The following is a 16,376-nucleotide window of genomic DNA, read 5'->3' as shown; positions in this document are numbered from 1 at the left end:
AAAAAAGGAGTCGAGATGAGTTCGATAGCCGTCATGGCCAGCGTGGACATCGTTGCCTTGCGCCTGGATTTGCAGGCTCAGCGCCTTCAGGTTCTGTTGCATCGCCGCGAACGCGAACCGCATCTGGGCCAATGGGCGTTGCCGGGGGTGATCGTCAATGGCCGTACACCAGACAACAGCTTGGATGCCGCCGCCGCGCGAGCGTTGCAGGAAAAAGCTCAGGTGCTGCCACGGCACCTGGAGCAGGTCGGTACCGAGGGCAATGCGTTTCGCGATCCACGGGGTTGGTCGCTGAGCACCTACTATCTGGCCCTGCTCGATCCGGCACAGGTGCTCGACGGTGAACAGCAGGCGTTCTTCGACCTGGACGACTTGTCGGCGCGCAAAGTGGTGCTGCCATTCGACCACGCCCTGCTGATCCAGCGAGCCTGTGAGCGTCTGGCCGCCAAGAGCCTCTACAGCAGCTTGCCCCTGTACCTGTTGCCCGCACGTTTCACCGTGCTCGAGGCGCTGACTGCGACCCAGGCGTGTCTGGGGCGAACGGTCAACAACACCTCATTGCGCAAACGCCTGGAGCGCCTGAAGGACGCGGGCTGGGTGCGTGATACGGGCGAGCGCATTCAGCCACGGTTGGGTCGACCGCAGCAGGTCTACGAGCATCTGCCGCATGCCAACGGGCCGTTTCTGTTCGAGCGCAGCCTGTTGCCGGAGGGCTGAGGGCTCAAGATCGGCGGTTTGCGGTCGATAAACAGGCTTGATCAAACGCTTTGCGGAGACAGGAAATGGTCGGAATCACCGGCGTCAACTTCACGATTCAAGGGACGCAATCCTCTGCTCAGGCCAGTGGAGACAGTGAGCAGACGACTGCAAAGGCGAATACCGTCGAGGTGCAGATGCCCACGCAGGCGAGCAAGGCCGAACAGGCCAAGGCCAGCGAGCAGAGCGATGAGCCAGCACATATCAAGCAGATGCGTGACCTGATCAAAGAATTGCAGAAGCAGTTGGCCGAGGCACAGAAACGCTTGGCCGAGATTCAGGCGCAGCCGATGGAGGAAAAGGCCAAGATGGCTGCAGTTGCAGGCGCTCAGGGGCAGATCGCGGCTATCAATGGCCAGATTCTCAAGGCCACCGCTGAGTTGCTGAAGGCCCTGACCAAATCGGGTGGCAGCAGCTCGGGCGGTATGGTCAGCACCCAGGCCTGAAACGGGCGGCCCTGGGTGGCCGCCCGCGTGTGTCACTCCACCCGCGCTCGACCCTGGCGATCGGACTTGTACTGCATCGCTACCGCCGGTGCGGCCTTGGCCGACCCGGTTTCCAGCCACTGGCGCAGGCGTCCGGCATCGGCGAAGTGGGTAAATTTGCCGTAGGCGTCGAGGATCACCATCGCCACCGGACGGTTGTCCATGCGCGTCAGCAGCACCAGGCAATGCCCTGCTTCATTGGTGAAGCCGGTCTTGGTCAGCTTGATGTCCCAATTGCTCTTGTTGACCAGATGGTCGGTGTTGCGAAAGCCCAGGGTGTAGTTGGGCTTTCTGAACGCCACGGTCTTCTCGCGGGTGGTCGACAGTTCACTGAGCATGGGGTACTTGCGCGAGGCGATCAGCAGCTTGGCCAAGTCGTGGGCGGTGGAGACGTTCTGAGTCGACAGGCCCGTCGGCTCGACATAGCGCGTCTTGCTCATCCCCAGGCTGCGCGCCTTGGCGTTCATCGCTTTGATGAACGCCGGATAGCCGCCAGGATAGTGGTTGGCGAGGCTGTTGGCCGCGCGGTTTTCCGACGACATCAGGGTGATCAGCAAGGTCTCGCGGCGGTTCAGTTCGCTGCCGGGCCTGACCCTGGAAAACACGCCCTTGAGGTCTGGGTTGTTGGCGATGGTCATGGTGAGCATTTCGTCCATCGGCAGTTTGGCGTCGAGCACCACCATCGCGGTCATCAGCTTGGTGACCGAAGCGATAGGAACAACACGATCGGCGTGGCTAGCGTACAGCTCCTTGTTGGTGTTCAGGTCGATCAGCAGCGCGCTGCCGGACGCCAGGTGCAGCTTGGAAGGGTCGCGCTGCTCCTGAATCGAAGACTGCGCAGCCGCGGTCGTCGGGAATGTCATTGTTCCTGTGAGCGCCAGCAAGAGGCTGAAGATGGACAGGGAAGTTTTCACGTTGAGGCTCACTACTCTTGGGTATGTCGTTGCTGGGCAAGGGTTTCCCCTTGGCTGATCGGCGCATTCTGGAGTATGGCCCGATCCCTGTCGAATGCCTTATTCCGAATGGGCGCAAGGTGAAGGAAATTTAATTCTTGTTTCGATTTCGCGCCGGTGACCTGGACAGGTCTACGGGTGGATTCAGCGCTGAGGTGACACCACCTGCAGCGTCTCGCTGCGCTGGAGCGAAGGCAGGAAACGTTGCCGCGTTGTACCGCACAACTGGGGTGCGCAAGCTGCACGGCGGCCTCGGTCATCCCGCCATATGCGGCCAGATCGAGCCACGTTCATCATGCGTTTCTTGGCCGGAGACTACCCAATGCGGATTACCGAGCAGCAATTGCTGCACATACTTCCCCACTCGCGCCCCGTCGCCGAATCGTTCCTGCCCGCCCTCAATGGTGCTGTATCGCAGTGGGAAATCGACCGCCCTCTGCGACTCGCCGCCTTTATCGCCCAGGTGGGACACGAGTCGGCACATTTGTGCTGCCTTGTAGAAAACCTCAACTACAGCGCCGAAGCCTTGTTGCGGATCTGGCCCAAGCGGTTTGACGCGCAGACCGCTGAAGCCTGCGCGCGTCAGCCGGAGAAAATTGCCAATCATGTCTACAGCGCCCGTATGGGCAATGGTCCGGCAGACTCAGGCGATGGCTGGCGCTATCGCGGACGCGGTCTGATCCAATTGACCGGACGGGACAACTACCGTGCGGCCGCTCAGGCACTTGGGCTGCCCCTGGAAGAGCAACCGGAGCTGCTGGAGGGGGCCGAAGCCGCTGCGCAGTCCGCAGCGTGGTGGTGGGCCAGTCATGGTTTGAATGAACTGGCCGATGCGCAGGAAATCGCGGATATAGGTAGCATCATCAACACCGGCCAGCCCGGACGTGTTGCGCATGGTGCTGCGCAACGGATGGCGCTGTACCAGAGAGCGCTGGAGGTGCTCGGTAAACCGATCGGCTCAGCGTAGCGCAAAAAAAACCCGCCAGAAGGCGGGTCAAGAGAGCGTAAGGAGCAACGCAAGAACAGGTGTTTCAGGCGGTCAGCACGTCCGCTTCCAGTCGATCTGCCATGGCTTGCGCCATGTGCCGCGACGTCACCGGGCCGCCGACCGGTTCGCCATTGCGCACCAGATACCAGCAAGCCAGCAGTCCTTGCGCACGTAGCGTGGCCGGGACTGCACTGCCTACGACTGAGACGATTTGGATAGTGGGCATGATGAACCTCCTGCGGAACATGTTGCTAACTTACCCAGTCCCTGGTGTAGGTGAAAATCAACTTCATCGATAGTGGTCATTAGTTTTATCAACGGTCGCCGTGGCTCACCACCGCGGCGGGCCGTAATACACCGGCGGTGGTCCGTAGTAGCGGCGATACACCGGGGGTGGCGCCGGCACGTAACGTTCGACCACGTAGGGTTGGTAATACCCCGGAGGTGGCGGCGGGGGTGGCGGTGCCTGTACATACACCGGTGGAGGCGCATAGTAGGTCGGCGCGCGCTCGACATACACCGTGCGGTCATGCCCTCCGTAGACCGTAGCGCCAACGACTGCACCGACCACTGCGGCGCCAAGCACCGGACCTGGACCCCAGCCGTGACCATGGGCCGCCGCAGGGCCGCTGACGGCCAGGGCACCGACCAGCAGGGCGATTCCGGGGATGAGACGATTCATGAATGGATCCTCGCGATGACCCCACCTATGGGGCTTGCTCATAAGACCGGGAAAACCGTCAAGCCAGTGCGAAGACAAGGTAAAGGTTATGTAAGGACGACCGGCGGTCGTCTCTGCTACGCTGCGCGAATCGATTCAGCTCGCAAGGACTTCAGCTAAGATGACCATCGCACCCAGCAGGGACACCACACTGTGCATTTCATTGGCCGGTCGGCCGGGCACCTTTGGCGTGCGCTTTCACAATCATCTCTACCAGCAGTTAGGTCTGGACTATTACTACAAGGCCATGACCACCGAGGACCTGCCGGCCGCAGTGGCCGGCATCCGCGCCCTGGGCATTCGCGGCTGTGGCGTATCCATGCCCTACAAAGAGGCGTGCATGGCGCTGGTGGACGAAATCGATCCCTCCGCTGCGACGATCGAATCGGTCAATACGCTGGTCAACACGCAGGGCCGTCTGAAAGCCTACAACACTGACTACCTGGCGGTGCGCCAGTTGTTGGAGCAGCACGGGCTCGACCCGCAAACGGCCTTCGCTCTGCGCGGCAGCGGCGGCATGGCCAAGGCGGTAGCCAGTGCCTTGCGCGATGCCGGATTCAACCAGGGGCTGATCGTCGCCCGCAACGAGCAGGCAGGGCGCCAGTTGGCAGATGTCTGCGGTTACGCCTGGCAGCCCGAGCTGGGCGACCTATGCCCGCCGATGCTGATCAACGTCACGCCCATCGGGATGGCCGGTGGCGCGGACGCGCAGGCGCTTGCCTTCCCGCATGCGGCGGTCGCCGCTGCCGAGCGGGTATTCGATGTGGTGGCATTGCCGGTCCGTACGCCCTTGGTGCAACTGGCCGAGAAGCTGGGTAAACCTGTGATCACAGGGTTGGAGGTGATCGCGTTGCAGGCGCTCGAGCAGTTCGTGTTGTACACCGGGATCAGGCCGACGCCCGAGCAAGTCGAATCCGCCGTGGCCTACGCACGGGAAGGTTGAAGCGACCATCACGGATCAGCCCGTGATGGCCGCTACAGGTTCAGACAACCTGTTGTCCCCGGTCCAAGCGCTCATCCACGAGCGCCCGTCCGTGCGCCAGTGACACATGCTGGGCGTTCTCCAGATCCGAGAAGAACTTCATGGGTATCGAGAAACGTCGGCTGGTATGACCCTCTGGATCAGTGATCAGGCAGCCAGCGGCGTAGGGCAGGGGAGAGTCAGGGTGCGGCATCACGCTGGCGGTGATGGTGTGATCGCGGTACTCGCAATGAAGGGATTGCATCGTGATTACCTCGCTGTGGTGGTGTGCAAGGGCCTCTTGCTATGTACCACAACGAAGGGCCGGAAGTTCCCGGCCCCGACGAGCGTGTGGGCTGGAGTCAGCCTTTGAGCTCGGTAGGTTGGATCACCTCGACCCAGTAGCCGTCCGGATCCTTGATGAAAGCCAAGTGGTTCATCCGCCCGTCCTGCAGGCGTTTCTGGAAGGGCACGCCGAGCGCTTCAAAGCGCTCGCAGGCGATGCGTACATCGGGTACCGAGACACAGATGTGACCAAAGCCGCGTGGATCGGTATTGCCATCATGGTAGGCAAACTCGGGATCTTTCTCGGTGCCGTAGTTGTGGGTCAGTTCCAGAACACCGGGAATTGATTTCATCCACTGGTGACGTGCGGCGTCATCGACGGGAATCTGTGCCGGATCCACCAAGGCCAGGAAGTACAGGCTGAACTCGGCAGCGGGGAAGTCACGTTTGTCGACAACGCGAAAACCCAGAACGCGGGTGTAGAAGTCCAGCGACTTCTCGATGTCCTTGACCCGCAGCATGGTGTGGTTGAACACGAACTGGGCGGTTGCGCTGTCGGGCTGGGCAGTAACGCCAGGCAGTGTTTGCAGATCATTCAGGCTCATGGGAACTCCACAGACGGGGTCGACACCTGAGTGTCGACGGAAAAACAGAACGCCCATGATACGGCACTGAACCGATTGCGCAAACGAAAGCGCCCTGCATGAGCAGGGCGCTGGAATTAGAGGCCCGCATGTGCGGGCGCTTGATGGGGTCGCTAATCCTTTAGCTGCTTCAATATTCGCCCACGGCTTGTGAAAAAACTGTGAAGCGGGCGTTGACGTTTCATCAGCGAACCCAAGAATCCACGGTGGCTGCACCGTACTGTTCTTTCCAGGCCTTGAGGCCCCGATGGTTGCCCCCTTTAGTTTCGATCAGCTCGCCGGTATGCGGGTTTTCGTAGACCTTGACCACACGAGGCCTGCGATGCTGTTTCGGCGCACTCCCTGTAGTTTTTGCGGGCGCTTTGGAGGCCTTTGGATCAAGGATCGCGACGATTTCACGCAGGCCCTTGTCATAGGTCTTCATCAGCCCGAGAAGTTTCTGTTCGAATTCTATTTCACGTTTGAGACTGGAATCCTTTTTCATGGCTTCCAGTTGGGCGATTTGCTCCTGGAGTGCTTTTTCCGCTGCGCGAAACTCTGCAAGTCTGGACACTATGACTACTCCCGTCAGTGGGCGCGGCAAGCTTTAAAAAGCATGCTCGAACAATTAAGGCTGGCCGCTTGGATAGAGAAACTGCTTATGTGTTGGGAGTGTAGTCGGGTGCTGGAGTTCGGTAAACCTCAACTTTTATATCTGAATGTTTGAACTTTCCCGTTCGCCCGTGCTGCATCTTTGGGGTGTTTATCGCATTCATCCGTGGTCGGGATTCAGCCTTCGGAACGGGATGCAAACCGATGCATAACCTATTGCGCTAATCCGGCGCTCGATCCCGATTGCCGGTCTGGCACCGAAAACGCGCTCACGCCAGCCCTGAGATCGAGCACGCTGGCCCTGTGCGCCCCATGCCGGCGCGTACTCTTCATCATTGTTCATGCGCGCGGTTGGCCCGCAACCTGCAATATCTCGATGGCGATCTCGCACAGGCCACCCACACCCAGCCTTGCACTTAGGCGCGTCGGTGACTCGAAGGTGGCCCGAACCACGGATTTCAGGGGCGGCAGGATGGCGTTCGCGCTACAACTCGATAATTTGCACCATGACCAAGGCTGGAGCGCGTTCCTGCAGTTGCGCTTTGTTCAACGCGAAACTGTGACTCGTCTTGGTGCGCGCAAGCATTTTGGCCCTCTTCTGGTGCAGCGTCCGTTCTATCCGGAGGGCGCGCCCTGTCATGTCTATATTCTCCATCCACCCGGCGGCATCGTGGCCGGTGACCGTCTGGAGCTCGACATACAGTTGGAGTCGGGCAGTCATGCCTTGCTCACCATGCCCGGCGCGAGCAAGTTCTACCGCAGTATCGGGCCGACCGCCCAGGTCGCCCAACATTTCCATCTGCAGGCCGGCAGCACACTGGAGTGGCTGCCCCAGGACAGCATCCTGTTCGACGGGGCCCGAGTGCGCCTGGAGAGTCGTTTCACGCTTGAGCCTGGCGCTCGGTTACTGGCTTGGGAAACGCTGTGCCTGGGCCGACCAGCCATGAACGAACGTTTCGACCACGGCGTCCTGGACAGTTGCTTGCGCATCGACCTGCCGGACGATCCAGGCCTGCACGAGCGCTTGCGCATCGAAGGCGGGCGGCTGGAAAAGCTCGGCGGTCACCCCCTCGTGGCGACGTTCTGCGCCGCGCCGGCCGACACGCACCTGCTCGACCAGGTGCGTCAGTTGCTCGAGGAACTGAACATCCCGGCTGGCGCCACGCTGCTCGGGCCTTTACTGGTCATCCGCCTGCTCGACCACGACAACCAACATTTGCAACGTACCCTGCAGCGCCTCTGGCATGTGCTGCGCCCGGCCGTTCTCGGCCTGGCACCGTGCCCGCCGCGCATCTGGGCCACCTGAGAGAGCCCGCCATGGAGCTGACCCCCCGAGAGAAAGACAAACTGCTGCTGTTCACCGCCGCGCTGGTGGCCGAGCGTCGCCTGGCCCGTGGACTGCAGCTCAACTACCCAGAAGCGGTGGCGCTGATCAGTGCTGCGGTGATGGAAGGCGCCCGCGATGGCCGTACGGTCGCGGAACTGATGAGTCTGGGACGCGAGGTGTTGAGGCGCGATCAGGTCATGGACGGCGTGCCGGAGATGATCCATGACATCCAGGTCGAAGCGACCTTTCCTGACGGCACCAAGCTGGTGACCGTGCACGAGCCGATCGTCTGAACCTGCCCAGGAGGCAAGCATGATTCCCGGAGAAATCCAGGTCGCCGCGGGCGACATCGAACTCAACGTCGGCCGCGAGCGGGTCAGCGTCAGTGTGGCCAACCACGGCGACCGCCCTGTCCAGGTCGGCTCGCACTATCACTTCTTCGAGGTCAACCAGGCGCTGGTCTTCGAACGCGCACCGACGCGCGGGTTTCGCCTGGACATTCCCGCCGGCACAGCCGTGCGCTTCGAGCCTGGTCAATCGCGCACCGTGCAGCTGGTGAGCTACGCCGGCAAGCGCGAAGTCTATGGTTTCCAAGGCCAGGTGATGGGCACGCTGGAGGGCAGGGCATGAGCCGCATTTCTCGGCGGGCTTACGCCGACATGTTCGGCCCCACCGTGGGCGACCGCGTACGGCTGGCCGATACCGCGCTGTGGGTCGAGGTGGAAAAGGACTTCACGCTGTATGGCGAGGAGGTCAAGTTCGGCGGTGGCAAGGTGATTCGCGACGGCATGGGGCAAGGTCAGATGGTCGCCGCCGACGCGGTCGATCTGGTGCTGACCAACGCGCTGATCATCGACCACTGGGGGATCGTCAAAGCCGACATCGGCGTACGTGGCGGGCGCATCGTGGCCATCGGCAAGGCTGGCAACCCCGATGTGCAACCTGGGGTCACCATTCCGATCGGCGCCTGCACCGAGGTGATCGCCGCCGAAGGCAAGATCGTCACCGCCGGCGGCATCGACAGCCACATTCACTTCATCTGTCCGCAGCAGGTGGATGAAGCGCTGGCCAGCGGCGTCACCACCTTCATTGGCGGCGGAACCGGACCTGCTACCGGCACCAACGCCACCACCTGCACCCCGGGCCCCTGGTACTTGGCACGCATGCTCCAGGCCGCAGACTGTCTGCCGATCAACATCGGCTTGCTGGGCAAGGGCAATGTCTCCAGACCCGAGCCCCTGCGCGAGCAGGTTGCCGCCGGCGCCATGGGCATGAAGCTGCACGAGGACTGGGGTTCTACGCCGGCGGCCATCGATTGCTGCATGGGCGTGGCCGAAGAAATGGACATTCAGGTGGCCATTCACAGTGATACCCTCAACGAGTCCGGCTGCATCGAAGACACCCTGGCGGCCATCGGCGACCGCACCATCCACACCTTCCACACCGAGGGTGCTGGTGGCGGGCATGCACCGGACATCATCCGCGCAGCCGGCCAGGCCAACGTGCTGCCATCCTCGACCAATCCGACACTGCCCTACACCCGCAACACCGTCGATGAGCACCTGGACATGCTCATGGTCTGCCATCACCTGGACCCGAGCATCGCCGAAGACGTCGCCTTCGCCGAGTCGCGCATCCGCCGCGAAACCATTGCCGCCGAAGACATCCTTCACGACATGGGGGCGTTTTCCATGACCTCCTCCGACTCCCAGGCCATGGGCCGGGTGGGCGAGGTGGTGCTGCGTACCTGGCAGGTGGCGCACCAGATGAAGCTGCGTCGCGGCCCGCTGGCACCCGATGGCGACTACAGCGACAACTTCCGGGTCAAGCGCTACATCGCCAAGTACACCCTCAATCCGGCGCTCAGCCATGGCATCGCCCACGAAGTGGGCTCGGTGGAAGTGGGCAAGCTGGCCGACCTGGTGCTCTGGTCGCCCGCCTTCTTCGCCGTCAAGCCGGCGCTGGTGATCAAGGGTGGGATGATCGTCACCGCCCCCATGGGCGACGTCAACGGCTCGATCCCCACGCCGCAACCGGTGCATTACCGACCGATGTTCGGCAGTTTCGGCGATGCGCGCCACGCCACGCGCATGACCTTTCTGCCCCAGGCCGCCCTGGATCGCGGGCTGCCCGACGAGCTGGGGCTGCGCAGCCTCATCGGCGTGACCCGAGGCTGTCGTCGGGTGCGCAAGGCGGACATGGTGCATAACGGCCTGCAACCGGTGATCGAAGTCGATGCCCAGACCTACCAGGTGCGTGCCGATGGCGAACTGCTGGTCTGTGAGCCGGCCAGCGAACTGCCGCTGGCCCAGCGCTATTTTCTGTTTTGAAGGAGCAAGCATGATTGTCCTGACTCGCCGCATCGCCGAGGCCGCCTCGGTGACCGGCACCGTTACCTTGGACGTGGACAGCCGGATCAAGAGCCGCCTGCGCGTGACCCTCGATGATGGCCGTGAGGCCGGCCTGATGCTGGCGCGCGGGCATTTGCTGCGCGGCGGCGAACTGCTCGCCGATGCCGACGGCCTGCACGCAGTGCGCGTGCTGGCGGCGCCCGAGCAGGTGTCGACGGTGCGCTGCGCCGATCCGCTGCTGCTGGCCCGTGCCGCCTATCACCTGGGCAACCGTCACGTACCGCTGCAGATCGAGCCTGGCCTGCTGCGCTACCAGCACGACCATGTGCTGGACGAAATGGTCAGCGGCCTAGGCCTCGATGTGCTGCAGGAGCAGGCGCCGTTCGAGCCGGAGGCGGGCGCCTATCAGAGCGCTGCGCACGGACACCATCACAATCACCCCTTCGTCCGCCTGTAAATCTATTGAAGAACTGCCTTGGAGCACACCATGAAAAAAACCCTAGCCCTCGCGTTGCTGATGATTGCCCTGCCAGCCTTCGCTCACCCCGGTCACGACAGCAACCCCTTGCAGGATGGCCTGCTGCACCCATTGACCGGCCTGGACCATCTGCTGATGCTGCTGGGGACCGGCGTATTGGCCGCGCTGACGGGCCGTACCCTGTCGCTGCCTCTGGCCACGCTGTCGGCGATGTTCGGCGGCGCTGTGCTGGGTCATCTGGTCGGTGACCTGGTCGGTGTCGAAACCCTGATCACCCTGTCGCTGGTCGTGGCTGCCGGCGCACTGTTGCTGCCCAGCCGGCAGATGCTGCTGGCCTTGGTCATGCCGGTGTTCGCCCTGTTCCACGGCTGGGCCCACGGTGTCGAGGCCACCCCGAGCGCATTCTGGGTGTTCAGCGCAGGTTTCGTCAGCGTCAGCGCGTTGCTGTTGGTGGCCGGCTTCGGCGTCGGTTGCCTGCTGCGTCGCCAGAGCAAGTTGCAGCAGTTGTTCGGCGGCGGCCTGCTGGCGGGCGCTGCCTTCGTGCTGGTCGGCTGATGAGCGCCGACCTGGCGCTGCTGCGCCTGCTGCAACTGGCCAGCCCCGGCCTGCCAGTGGGTGGCTTCACCTATTCGCAGGGCCTCGAGTGGGCCGTGGAAGCAGGCTGGGTGCGTGATACCGCGGGCTTCTGCACCTGGCAGCGCGAGCAACTGCACGACACCCTCGGCGGGCTGGACTGGCCGCTGTTGGCGCGCTTGTATCAGGCCTGCCAAGACGGTGATGCCGACGCCTTCGGCCATTGGACGCGATTCCTCCTGGCCAACCGCGAGACGGCCGAGCTGCGCCTGGAGGAGCGCCAGCGCGGCAGCGCGTTTGCGCGTCTGCTCGACGGCTGGCAACTCGCTCAGGCCCCGGCCTGGCGCGACAGTCTCGAGCTGTCGCAGCTCGGCGGCATGGCCTGGCTGGGCGCGCACTGGGCCATTCCCTTGCGCGACTTGGCCCTGGGCCACGGCTTCGCCTGGCTGGAAGGTGCGGTGATGGCCGGTGTCAAGCTGGTGCCGTTCGGCCAGCAGGCGGCACAGACCCTGCTACGCGATCTGAGCGCCGAGTTGCCCACTGTGCTCGATCAGGCGCTGATGCGCGGAGACGACCAGCTCGGCGGCGGACTGCCATTGCTGGCCATTGCTTCTTCGCGTCACGAAACCCAATACACCCGATTGTTCCGTTCTTGAGGACTACCTGCATGCAAAGCTATCAGCAACCCCTGCGCGTCGGTGTCGGCGGCCCGGTCGGCTCAGGCAAGACCGCGCTGCTCGAAGCGCTGTGCAAAGCCATGCGCGATCACTACCACATCGCCGTGGTCACCAACGATATCTACACCAAGGAAGACCAGCGCATCCTGACCGAAGCCGGCGCGCTGGAGCCCGAGCGTATCGTCGGTGTGGAAACCGGCGGCTGCCCGCATACCGCAATCCGTGAGGACGCCTCGATGAACCTGGCGGCGGTAGAAGCGCTGGCGCGCAAGTTCGGCAACCTGGAGGTGATCTTCGTCGAGAGCGGTGGCGACAACCTCAGCGCCACCTTCAGCCCCGAGTTGGCCGACCTGACGATCTATGTGATCGATGTGGCCGAAGGCGAGAAGATTCCACGCAAGGGTGGACCGGGGATCACCAAGTCGGACTTCCTGGTCATCAACAAGACGGACTTGGCGCCTTACGTGGGTGCGTCGCTGGAGGTGATGGAGCGCGATACCAACCGCATGCGCCCAGCGCGGCCGTGGACGTTCAGCAACCTGAAGAAAGGCGAAGGCTTGCAGGCGATCATCGATTTCATCGTTGATCGCGGCATGCTCGGGGTCAGGGGATAGTGTGGGTCGTCTGGGCGTAGTCGGTGCGTGCAATCGCGGCGCCTGCATCGCGGCTGTGGCCGCAGGGCAGGCGCCGCACGGTGTCGCTCATCCCGCCGCGATCTTCGCCGGATCCGTCTGCAGCCACCACTGGCTGCGCTGGCCCTGCAACAGCCCTTCGAGCACCGAGTCGCCGCGGTCGCGCTGAGCGATGCGCTCTTGCTCGAACGCGTCCTTGAGCAGGCTTTGCAGGTTGCGCGACTGGGTCACGGCCTTGGGCGTGGTCACGTCGCTCTTCAGGTCGCCGTTGACGTAGGTGAGGATGCGCTCCTTCTGGCTCGCCTGCTGGGTAGCACTGGCTTCGACCAGCTTGCCCTTGTCGAAGCCCAGGCGCGTGGTGCTGCTGGCCTGGTCGTCGATCACATGGTAGCTGTAGTTCTGCGATTCGCGGTCGCTGCCCAGCGACAGCGCCATGAGCGGATTGGCACCCTGGTGGAACGAGGCATCGAGCTTGCTTTGCTGGCGCTGCTGCACCGAATAGTCCAGCAGGCCCTGGCGTTGAATATCGGTCTGCTGCGACGCACTGAAGGTGAAACTGTCCGTTTCGTCCTGGCGCATCGGGTTGCTACGTTGTGCAGTTTCGCTGATCGAGGCGCTGAAATCGGCCAGGCCACTGAGCAGGGCGCGGTCCTTGTCGGTCATGGAGAACGGTTTCTGCACAGCGGTCGGGCGGGTGTCGTCCAGGCTGTTGAGCTGGCTGAAGGCGTCCTTGAATAGGCCCATCAGATTCTCATCGGCGCGGCCGCGGCGTTGGGCGGCATCGAACTGGGTCAGGTAGTTGGCGATCGCGGCCTTGCGTTGATCTGCGCTGCCCAGCAGCTCGCCGTCATGGGTGTCGAGGCTCAGGCGAACGTCCCCCGTGGGGCCTTCCAGGCTGAGCTTGCGCGTGCGCTCGTTGAGGTCGAGGGTGAAACGCTGTTCGCCGGTGGGCGTCTGCAGTTTGGCGTTCATCTGCAGCGACGAGAACAGGGTGGTGTCGAGCTTGGCCAGTGCGCCCAATTTCAACTGCGGGGGCTGTGCGTTCAAGCCATCGATGGTCGATTGGAAGCTGTCGGCGAGTTTGCCCAAACCGCGCAGTTCGTCGTCGCTCAATTCGCCGCCATCCACCTCGGCGCTGACCGCCAGGCCTTTCTCGCCGCTGGCCAGCGACAGCCTGATGGTCGCGCCGGAGGCCGTGGTCAGGCTGAAGCTGACGCCATTGTCAGGGTTCTCGCGCAAGCGTGTCTGCTGCAGCTTCAGCACCGCAGGGTTGATGGGCGAGTCGTCGCTAACGGCGAAAACCGATTGCGAAATGCCGCTGCCGCCGTTGCGTACCAACTGCTCGATCAACGCCGCGCCGATGCCGTTGAAACGTCCGGCGGTACTGGACGTCTTGAACGCTGTGAGCAGCGAGGTAGCCAGCTTGTCCTGGCTGTCGTTCTCCCAGACATAGCGCGTCTGCCCGGGCAGCAGCCCTTGGCGAGTGTAGGTTTGCGGCTCGCTGGCGATGGTCGGCTGCCCCAGGGAGACGGTGCTGCTCGGCACATTGGCGGCGGCGGTCAGGGTATCTGCGGCGCTGGTCAGTGCTGTGGGCGGTTGCGCGAGGGCGACCCTCGGGGCGAGGGTTTGCACGGCGGTGATCGAAGTCATGAGCGTCCTGCCGATTCGAGTGGATATCGGGGTATCGGCCGGGCAATGAAATGCATGAGGAAAATGGCGGAGCGTTGGGGCGGTGAAAGCCGCTCCGAGAGGGAGCGGCTCTACCTTGGTGTAACGGATAAGCGGCGACGGTCAGCGGCGGCGGAACAGAGGCAGCGGCTCGTCGGTGGCGCCCTGGTAGGTCACCGAGAAGTCTTTCAGGCTTTGCAGTGCGTCCTGCGGATCCTTGTCGGCACGGATAGCGAAGGCATCGAAGCCGCAGCGCGCCATGTAGAACAACTGGTCGCGCAGTACATCGCCGATGGCACGCAATTCGCCCTTGTACTGATAGCGATCACGCAGCAGACGGGCGTTGGAATAGCTGCGTCCGTCGGTGAAGGCCGGGAAATTCAGCGCGATGACCTGGAAGTGCTGCACCTGCTCGGCGATTTCCTCGGCTTCCTCGTCGCTGTCCAGCCACACGCCCAGTCCGCCGTCACGCGCGAGCAGCGCGTGGCCATGATCGCGCCACATCTGCAGCGGTACGATGTAGTCGTCGCAGTTGCTCAGCTCATCGAAAGAGGCGTCCTTGGGCAGCAGGTGCCAGGTCTCGTCGACGATTTCGTTGTGCTTAATGATTCGCTGCATAGACGCGTTCCTTGAATGGGTCGATGCCGATACGCTGATAGGTGTCGATGAAGCGTTCGTCTTCGTTGCGTCGTTCGACGTAGACGTTGATCAGTTTCTCGATCACATCGGCCATGTCGTCCTGGGCGAAGGACGGGCCGAGGATCTTGCCCAGGCTCGCGTCGCGCGCAGCGTTGCCGCCGAGCGAGACCTGGTAGAACTCTTCGCCTTTCTTGTCCACGCCGAGGATGCCAATGTGGCCCACATGGTGGTGGCCGCAGGCGTTCATGCAGCCGGAAATGTTGAGGTCGAGCTCGCCGATGTCGAACAGATAGTCCAGGTCGTCGAAACGGCGCTGGATGGATTCGGCGATCGGGATCGACTTGGCGTTGGCCAGGGAGCAGAAGTCACCGCCCGGGCAGCAGATGATGTCGGTCAGCAGGCCGATGTTCGGCGTGGCGAAACCGCTTTCGCGCAGTTCCAGCCACAGCGCGTGCAACTGGCGCTGCTCGACGTCGGCAAGAATGATGTTCTGTTCGTGCGAGGTGCGCAGGTGGCCAAAGCTGTAGCGATCGGCCAAATCGGCGACGGCATCGAGCTGCTTGTCGGTCAGATCGCCCGGCGCCACGCCGGTGGGCTTGAGCGACAGGGTAACGGCGACATAGCCGGGCTTCTTGTGGGCACGGGTGTTGCGCGAGCGCCAGCGGGCGAAACCTGGGTTTTCCTGCTCCAGGGCAGTGAAGTCGACGTTGTCGAGCGCCAGATACTGCGGGTCGACGAAATGCTTGGCCACGCGCTGCAGCTCCGCCTCGGTCAGCGTGGTGCTGCCGCCGCGCAGGTGGGCCATCTCCGCCTCGACCTTCTCGGCGAAGACCTCAGGGGTGAGCGCCTTGACCAGGATCTTGATGCGCGCCTTGTACTTGTTGTCACGTCGGCCGTAACGGTTGTACACGCGCAGGATCGCATCGAGGTAGCTGAGCAGGTCCTGCCAGGGCAGAAACTCGTTGATGAACGCACCGATCACCGGGGTACGGCCCAGGCCACCGCCGACCAGAACTCGGAAGCCCAGCTCTCCGGCCGCGTTGTACACCGGCTCCAGGCCGATATCGTGCACTTCGATGGCGGCGCGGTCGTCCTTCGAGCCGTTGACGGCGATCTTGAACTTGCGCGGCAAGTAGGCGAATTCGGGGTGGAAGGTGGTCCACTGACGCACGATCTCGCACCATGGGCGCGGGTCGATCAATTCATCCGCAGCAACGCCGGCGAACTGGTCGGTGGTGACGTTGCGCAGGCAGTTGCCGCTGGTCTGGATCGCGTGCATCTGCACCGTGGCCAGCTCGGCCAGGATCTCGGGAACGTCTTCGAGCGCCGGCCAGTTGTACTGCACGTTCTGCCGGGTGCTGATGTGTGCGTAGCCCTTGTCGTAGTCGCGGGCGATCTTGGCCAGCATGCGGACCTGGCGCGCGTTCAACTGACCGTAGGGCACGGCGACGCGCAGCATCGGGGCGAAACGCTGGATGTAGAGGCCGTTCTGCAGGCGCAGAGGGCGGAATTCTTCTTCGCTCAGCTCACCGGCCAGGTAGCGGCGGGTCTGATCACGGAACTGCTTGACGCGGTCCTCGATGATCCGCTGATCGTACTCGTCGTATACGTACATAAAAGTCCTGTCTCAGGCTGCATGCAGCTAAT

The 16,376-nt window shown here is 62.9% G+C and carries 21 protein-coding genes; 12 read left to right on the top strand and 9 right to left on the bottom strand.

What is annotated here, in order from left to right:
• The first annotated feature begins 15 nt into the window (after window positions 1-15).
• The gene (locus ACK2SD_RS15330) at window positions 16-717 is read left to right on the top strand and encodes an NrtR DNA-binding winged helix domain-containing protein (protein WP_412460226.1); all 702 of its coding nucleotides are present in this window, start codon (window positions 16-18) and stop codon (window positions 715-717) included.
• Window positions 718-782: 65 nt separating this feature from the next.
• Window positions 783-1,202 (top strand): hypothetical protein, encoded by a 420-nt coding sequence (locus ACK2SD_RS15325; RefSeq protein ID WP_039577044.1) that lies wholly within the window; start codon window positions 783-785, stop codon window positions 1,200-1,202.
• 32 nt (window positions 1,203-1,234) lie between these two features.
• Here the strand turns inward: ACK2SD_RS15325 and pbpG are convergent, their stop codons facing one another.
• On the bottom strand, window positions 1,235-2,155 hold the full coding sequence (gene pbpG, locus ACK2SD_RS15320) for a D-alanyl-D-alanine endopeptidase (protein ID WP_039583114.1): 921 nt from the start codon (window positions 2,153-2,155) through the stop codon (window positions 1,235-1,237).
• A 361-nt stretch (window positions 2,156-2,516) separates the two neighbouring features.
• Here pbpG and ACK2SD_RS15315 point away from each other — a divergent pair, with 361 nt between their 5' ends.
• Window positions 2,517-3,161 carry a glycoside hydrolase family 19 protein gene (locus tag ACK2SD_RS15315; RefSeq protein ID WP_412462326.1) on the top strand — a complete coding sequence of 215 codons (645 nt, stop codon included), beginning with the start codon at window positions 2,517-2,519 and terminating at the stop codon, window positions 3,159-3,161.
• Window positions 3,162-3,225: 64 nt separating this feature from the next.
• Here ACK2SD_RS15315 and ACK2SD_RS15310 read toward each other — a convergent pair whose 3' ends face one another.
• On the bottom strand, window positions 3,226-3,408 hold the full coding sequence (locus ACK2SD_RS15310) for a hypothetical protein (RefSeq protein ID WP_029614841.1): 183 nt from the start codon (window positions 3,406-3,408) through the stop codon (window positions 3,226-3,228).
• A gap of 105 nt (window positions 3,409-3,513) precedes the next feature.
• A complete protein-coding gene (locus ACK2SD_RS15305; protein ID WP_039577049.1) occupies window positions 3,514-3,864 on the bottom strand; it encodes a hypothetical protein in 351 nt (116 codons plus the stop codon).
• A gap of 160 nt (window positions 3,865-4,024) precedes the next feature.
• On the opposite strand from ACK2SD_RS15305, the gene ACK2SD_RS15300 reads away from it, so the two are divergent.
• Entirely contained in the window at window positions 4,025-4,846 is an 822-nt protein-coding gene (locus ACK2SD_RS15300; protein WP_412460225.1) for a shikimate 5-dehydrogenase, read from the top strand.
• A gap of 40 nt (window positions 4,847-4,886) precedes the next feature.
• Here the strand turns inward: ACK2SD_RS15300 and ACK2SD_RS15295 are convergent, their stop codons facing one another.
• The 3 genes from ACK2SD_RS15295 to ACK2SD_RS15285 all read right to left on the bottom strand — a co-directional run bounded on the left by ACK2SD_RS15295 (window position 4,887) and on the right by ACK2SD_RS15285 (window position 6,346).
• A complete protein-coding gene (locus tag ACK2SD_RS15295; protein WP_029614844.1) occupies window positions 4,887-5,129 on the bottom strand; it encodes a hypothetical protein in 243 nt (80 codons plus the stop codon).
• Between the two features lie 97 nt (window positions 5,130-5,226).
• A complete protein-coding gene (gloA, locus tag ACK2SD_RS15290) occupies window positions 5,227-5,754 on the bottom strand; it encodes a lactoylglutathione lyase (RefSeq protein WP_412460224.1) in 528 nt (175 codons plus the stop codon).
• Between the two features lie 223 nt (window positions 5,755-5,977).
• On the bottom strand, window positions 5,978-6,346 hold the full coding sequence (locus ACK2SD_RS15285; protein ID WP_295481474.1) for a histone-like nucleoid-structuring protein, MvaT/MvaU family: 369 nt from the start codon (window positions 6,344-6,346) through the stop codon (window positions 5,978-5,980).
• Between the two features lie 510 nt (window positions 6,347-6,856).
• Between ACK2SD_RS15285 and ACK2SD_RS15280 the strand changes: the two genes are divergently transcribed.
• The 8 genes from ACK2SD_RS15280 to ureG are packed head-to-tail and all read left to right on the top strand — an operon-like array spanning window position 6,857 to window position 12,404.
• Entirely contained in the window at window positions 6,857-7,690 is an 834-nt protein-coding gene (locus ACK2SD_RS15280; protein WP_412460223.1) for an urease accessory protein UreD, read from the top strand.
• Window positions 7,691-7,701: 11 nt separating this feature from the next.
• Window positions 7,702-8,004 (top strand): urease subunit gamma, encoded by a 303-nt coding sequence (locus tag ACK2SD_RS15275; RefSeq protein ID WP_029614848.1) that lies wholly within the window; start codon window positions 7,702-7,704, stop codon window positions 8,002-8,004.
• A 19-nt stretch (window positions 8,005-8,023) separates the two neighbouring features.
• Window positions 8,024-8,341 carry an urease subunit beta gene (locus ACK2SD_RS15270; RefSeq protein ID WP_029614849.1) on the top strand — a complete coding sequence of 106 codons (318 nt, stop codon included), beginning with the start codon at window positions 8,024-8,026 and terminating at the stop codon, window positions 8,339-8,341.
• The gene (gene ureC, locus ACK2SD_RS15265; protein WP_116888001.1) at window positions 8,338-10,041 is read left to right on the top strand and encodes an urease subunit alpha; all 1,704 of its coding nucleotides are present in this window, start codon (window positions 8,338-8,340) and stop codon (window positions 10,039-10,041) included. The genes ACK2SD_RS15270 and ureC overlap by 4 nt, the downstream gene beginning before the upstream one ends.
• 10 nt (window positions 10,042-10,051) lie before the next feature.
• The gene (gene ureE / locus ACK2SD_RS15260; RefSeq protein ID WP_412460222.1) at window positions 10,052-10,519 is read left to right on the top strand and encodes an urease accessory protein UreE; all 468 of its coding nucleotides are present in this window, start codon (window positions 10,052-10,054) and stop codon (window positions 10,517-10,519) included.
• Window positions 10,520-10,549: 30 nt separating this feature from the next.
• On the top strand, window positions 10,550-11,095 hold the full coding sequence (locus tag ACK2SD_RS15255) for a HupE/UreJ family protein (RefSeq protein WP_412460221.1): 546 nt from the start codon (window positions 10,550-10,552) through the stop codon (window positions 11,093-11,095).
• The gene (locus tag ACK2SD_RS15250) at window positions 11,095-11,769 is read left to right on the top strand and encodes an urease accessory protein UreF (protein ID WP_412460220.1); all 675 of its coding nucleotides are present in this window, start codon (window positions 11,095-11,097) and stop codon (window positions 11,767-11,769) included. The genes ACK2SD_RS15255 and ACK2SD_RS15250 overlap by 1 nt, the downstream gene beginning before the upstream one ends.
• Before the next feature lie 11 nt (window positions 11,770-11,780).
• The gene (ureG, locus tag ACK2SD_RS15245) at window positions 11,781-12,404 is read left to right on the top strand and encodes an urease accessory protein UreG (RefSeq protein WP_295481499.1); all 624 of its coding nucleotides are present in this window, start codon (window positions 11,781-11,783) and stop codon (window positions 12,402-12,404) included.
• 87 nt (window positions 12,405-12,491) lie between these two features.
• Here ureG and ACK2SD_RS15240 read toward each other — a convergent pair whose 3' ends face one another.
• The 3 genes from ACK2SD_RS15240 to ACK2SD_RS15230 form a co-directional block, all read right to left on the bottom strand.
• Window positions 12,492-14,072: a hypothetical protein gene (locus ACK2SD_RS15240; protein WP_412460219.1), complete on the bottom strand. Its 1,581-nt coding sequence runs from the start codon at window positions 14,070-14,072 to the stop codon at window positions 12,492-12,494.
• Window positions 14,073-14,213: 141 nt separating this feature from the next.
• Window positions 14,214-14,708 carry a DUF934 domain-containing protein gene (locus ACK2SD_RS15235; protein WP_412460218.1) on the bottom strand — a complete coding sequence of 165 codons (495 nt, stop codon included), beginning with the start codon at window positions 14,706-14,708 and terminating at the stop codon, window positions 14,214-14,216.
• Entirely contained in the window at window positions 14,692-16,344 is a 1,653-nt protein-coding gene (locus tag ACK2SD_RS15230; RefSeq protein WP_029614854.1) for a nitrite/sulfite reductase, read from the bottom strand. Before ACK2SD_RS15230 ends, ACK2SD_RS15235 begins: the two co-directional genes overlap by 17 nt.
• Window positions 16,345-16,376 lie beyond the last annotated feature (32 nt).

It is taken from the genome of Pseudomonas sp. SC11, assembly GCF_047039205.1.
Classification (GTDB): Bacteria; Pseudomonadota; Gammaproteobacteria; order Pseudomonadales; family Pseudomonadaceae; genus Aquipseudomonas; species Aquipseudomonas boreofloridensis.
The sequence above is the reverse complement of the archived record's forward strand: the minus strand, read 5'-3'. Positions and strand labels throughout refer to the sequence as shown.

Excerpts from the sequence above, each read along its gene's own strand:
- ACK2SD_RS15330 (WP_412460226.1), top strand. The coding sequence starts at position 16 with ATGAGTTCGATAGCCGTCATGGCCAGCGTGGACATCGTTGCCTTGCGC.
- ACK2SD_RS15325 (WP_039577044.1), top strand. The coding sequence starts at position 783 with ATGGTCGGAATCACCGGCGTCAACTTCACGATTCAAGGGACGCAATCC.
- ACK2SD_RS15315 (WP_412462326.1), top strand. The coding sequence starts at position 2,517 with ATGCGGATTACCGAGCAGCAATTGCTGCACATACTTCCCCACTCGCGC.
- ACK2SD_RS15310 (WP_029614841.1), bottom strand. The coding sequence starts at position 3,408 with ATGCCCACTATCCAAATCGTCTCAGTCGTAGGCAGTGCAGTCCCGGCC.
- ACK2SD_RS15305 (WP_039577049.1), bottom strand. The coding sequence starts at position 3,864 with ATGAATCGTCTCATCCCCGGAATCGCCCTGCTGGTCGGTGCCCTGGCC.
- ACK2SD_RS15300 (WP_412460225.1), top strand. The coding sequence starts at position 4,025 with ATGACCATCGCACCCAGCAGGGACACCACACTGTGCATTTCATTGGCC.
- ACK2SD_RS15295 (WP_029614844.1), bottom strand. The coding sequence starts at position 5,129 with ATGCAATCCCTTCATTGCGAGTACCGCGATCACACCATCACCGCCAGC.
- gloA (WP_412460224.1), bottom strand. The coding sequence starts at position 5,754 with ATGAGCCTGAATGATCTGCAAACACTGCCTGGCGTTACTGCCCAGCCC.
- ACK2SD_RS15280 (WP_412460223.1), top strand. The coding sequence starts at position 6,857 with ATGGCGTTCGCGCTACAACTCGATAATTTGCACCATGACCAAGGCTGG.
- ACK2SD_RS15275 (WP_029614848.1), top strand. The coding sequence starts at position 7,702 with ATGGAGCTGACCCCCCGAGAGAAAGACAAACTGCTGCTGTTCACCGCC.
- ACK2SD_RS15270 (WP_029614849.1), top strand. The coding sequence starts at position 8,024 with ATGATTCCCGGAGAAATCCAGGTCGCCGCGGGCGACATCGAACTCAAC.
- ureC (WP_116888001.1), top strand. The coding sequence starts at position 8,338 with ATGAGCCGCATTTCTCGGCGGGCTTACGCCGACATGTTCGGCCCCACC.
- ureE (WP_412460222.1), top strand. The coding sequence starts at position 10,052 with ATGATTGTCCTGACTCGCCGCATCGCCGAGGCCGCCTCGGTGACCGGC.
- ACK2SD_RS15255 (WP_412460221.1), top strand. The coding sequence starts at position 10,550 with ATGAAAAAAACCCTAGCCCTCGCGTTGCTGATGATTGCCCTGCCAGCC.
- ACK2SD_RS15250 (WP_412460220.1), top strand. The coding sequence starts at position 11,095 with ATGAGCGCCGACCTGGCGCTGCTGCGCCTGCTGCAACTGGCCAGCCCC.
- ureG (WP_295481499.1), top strand. The coding sequence starts at position 11,781 with ATGCAAAGCTATCAGCAACCCCTGCGCGTCGGTGTCGGCGGCCCGGTC.
- ACK2SD_RS15240 (WP_412460219.1), bottom strand. The coding sequence starts at position 14,072 with ATGACTTCGATCACCGCCGTGCAAACCCTCGCCCCGAGGGTCGCCCTC.
- ACK2SD_RS15235 (WP_412460218.1), bottom strand. The coding sequence starts at position 14,708 with ATGCAGCGAATCATTAAGCACAACGAAATCGTCGACGAGACCTGGCAC.
- ACK2SD_RS15230 (WP_029614854.1), bottom strand. The coding sequence starts at position 16,344 with ATGTACGTATACGACGAGTACGATCAGCGGATCATCGAGGACCGCGTC.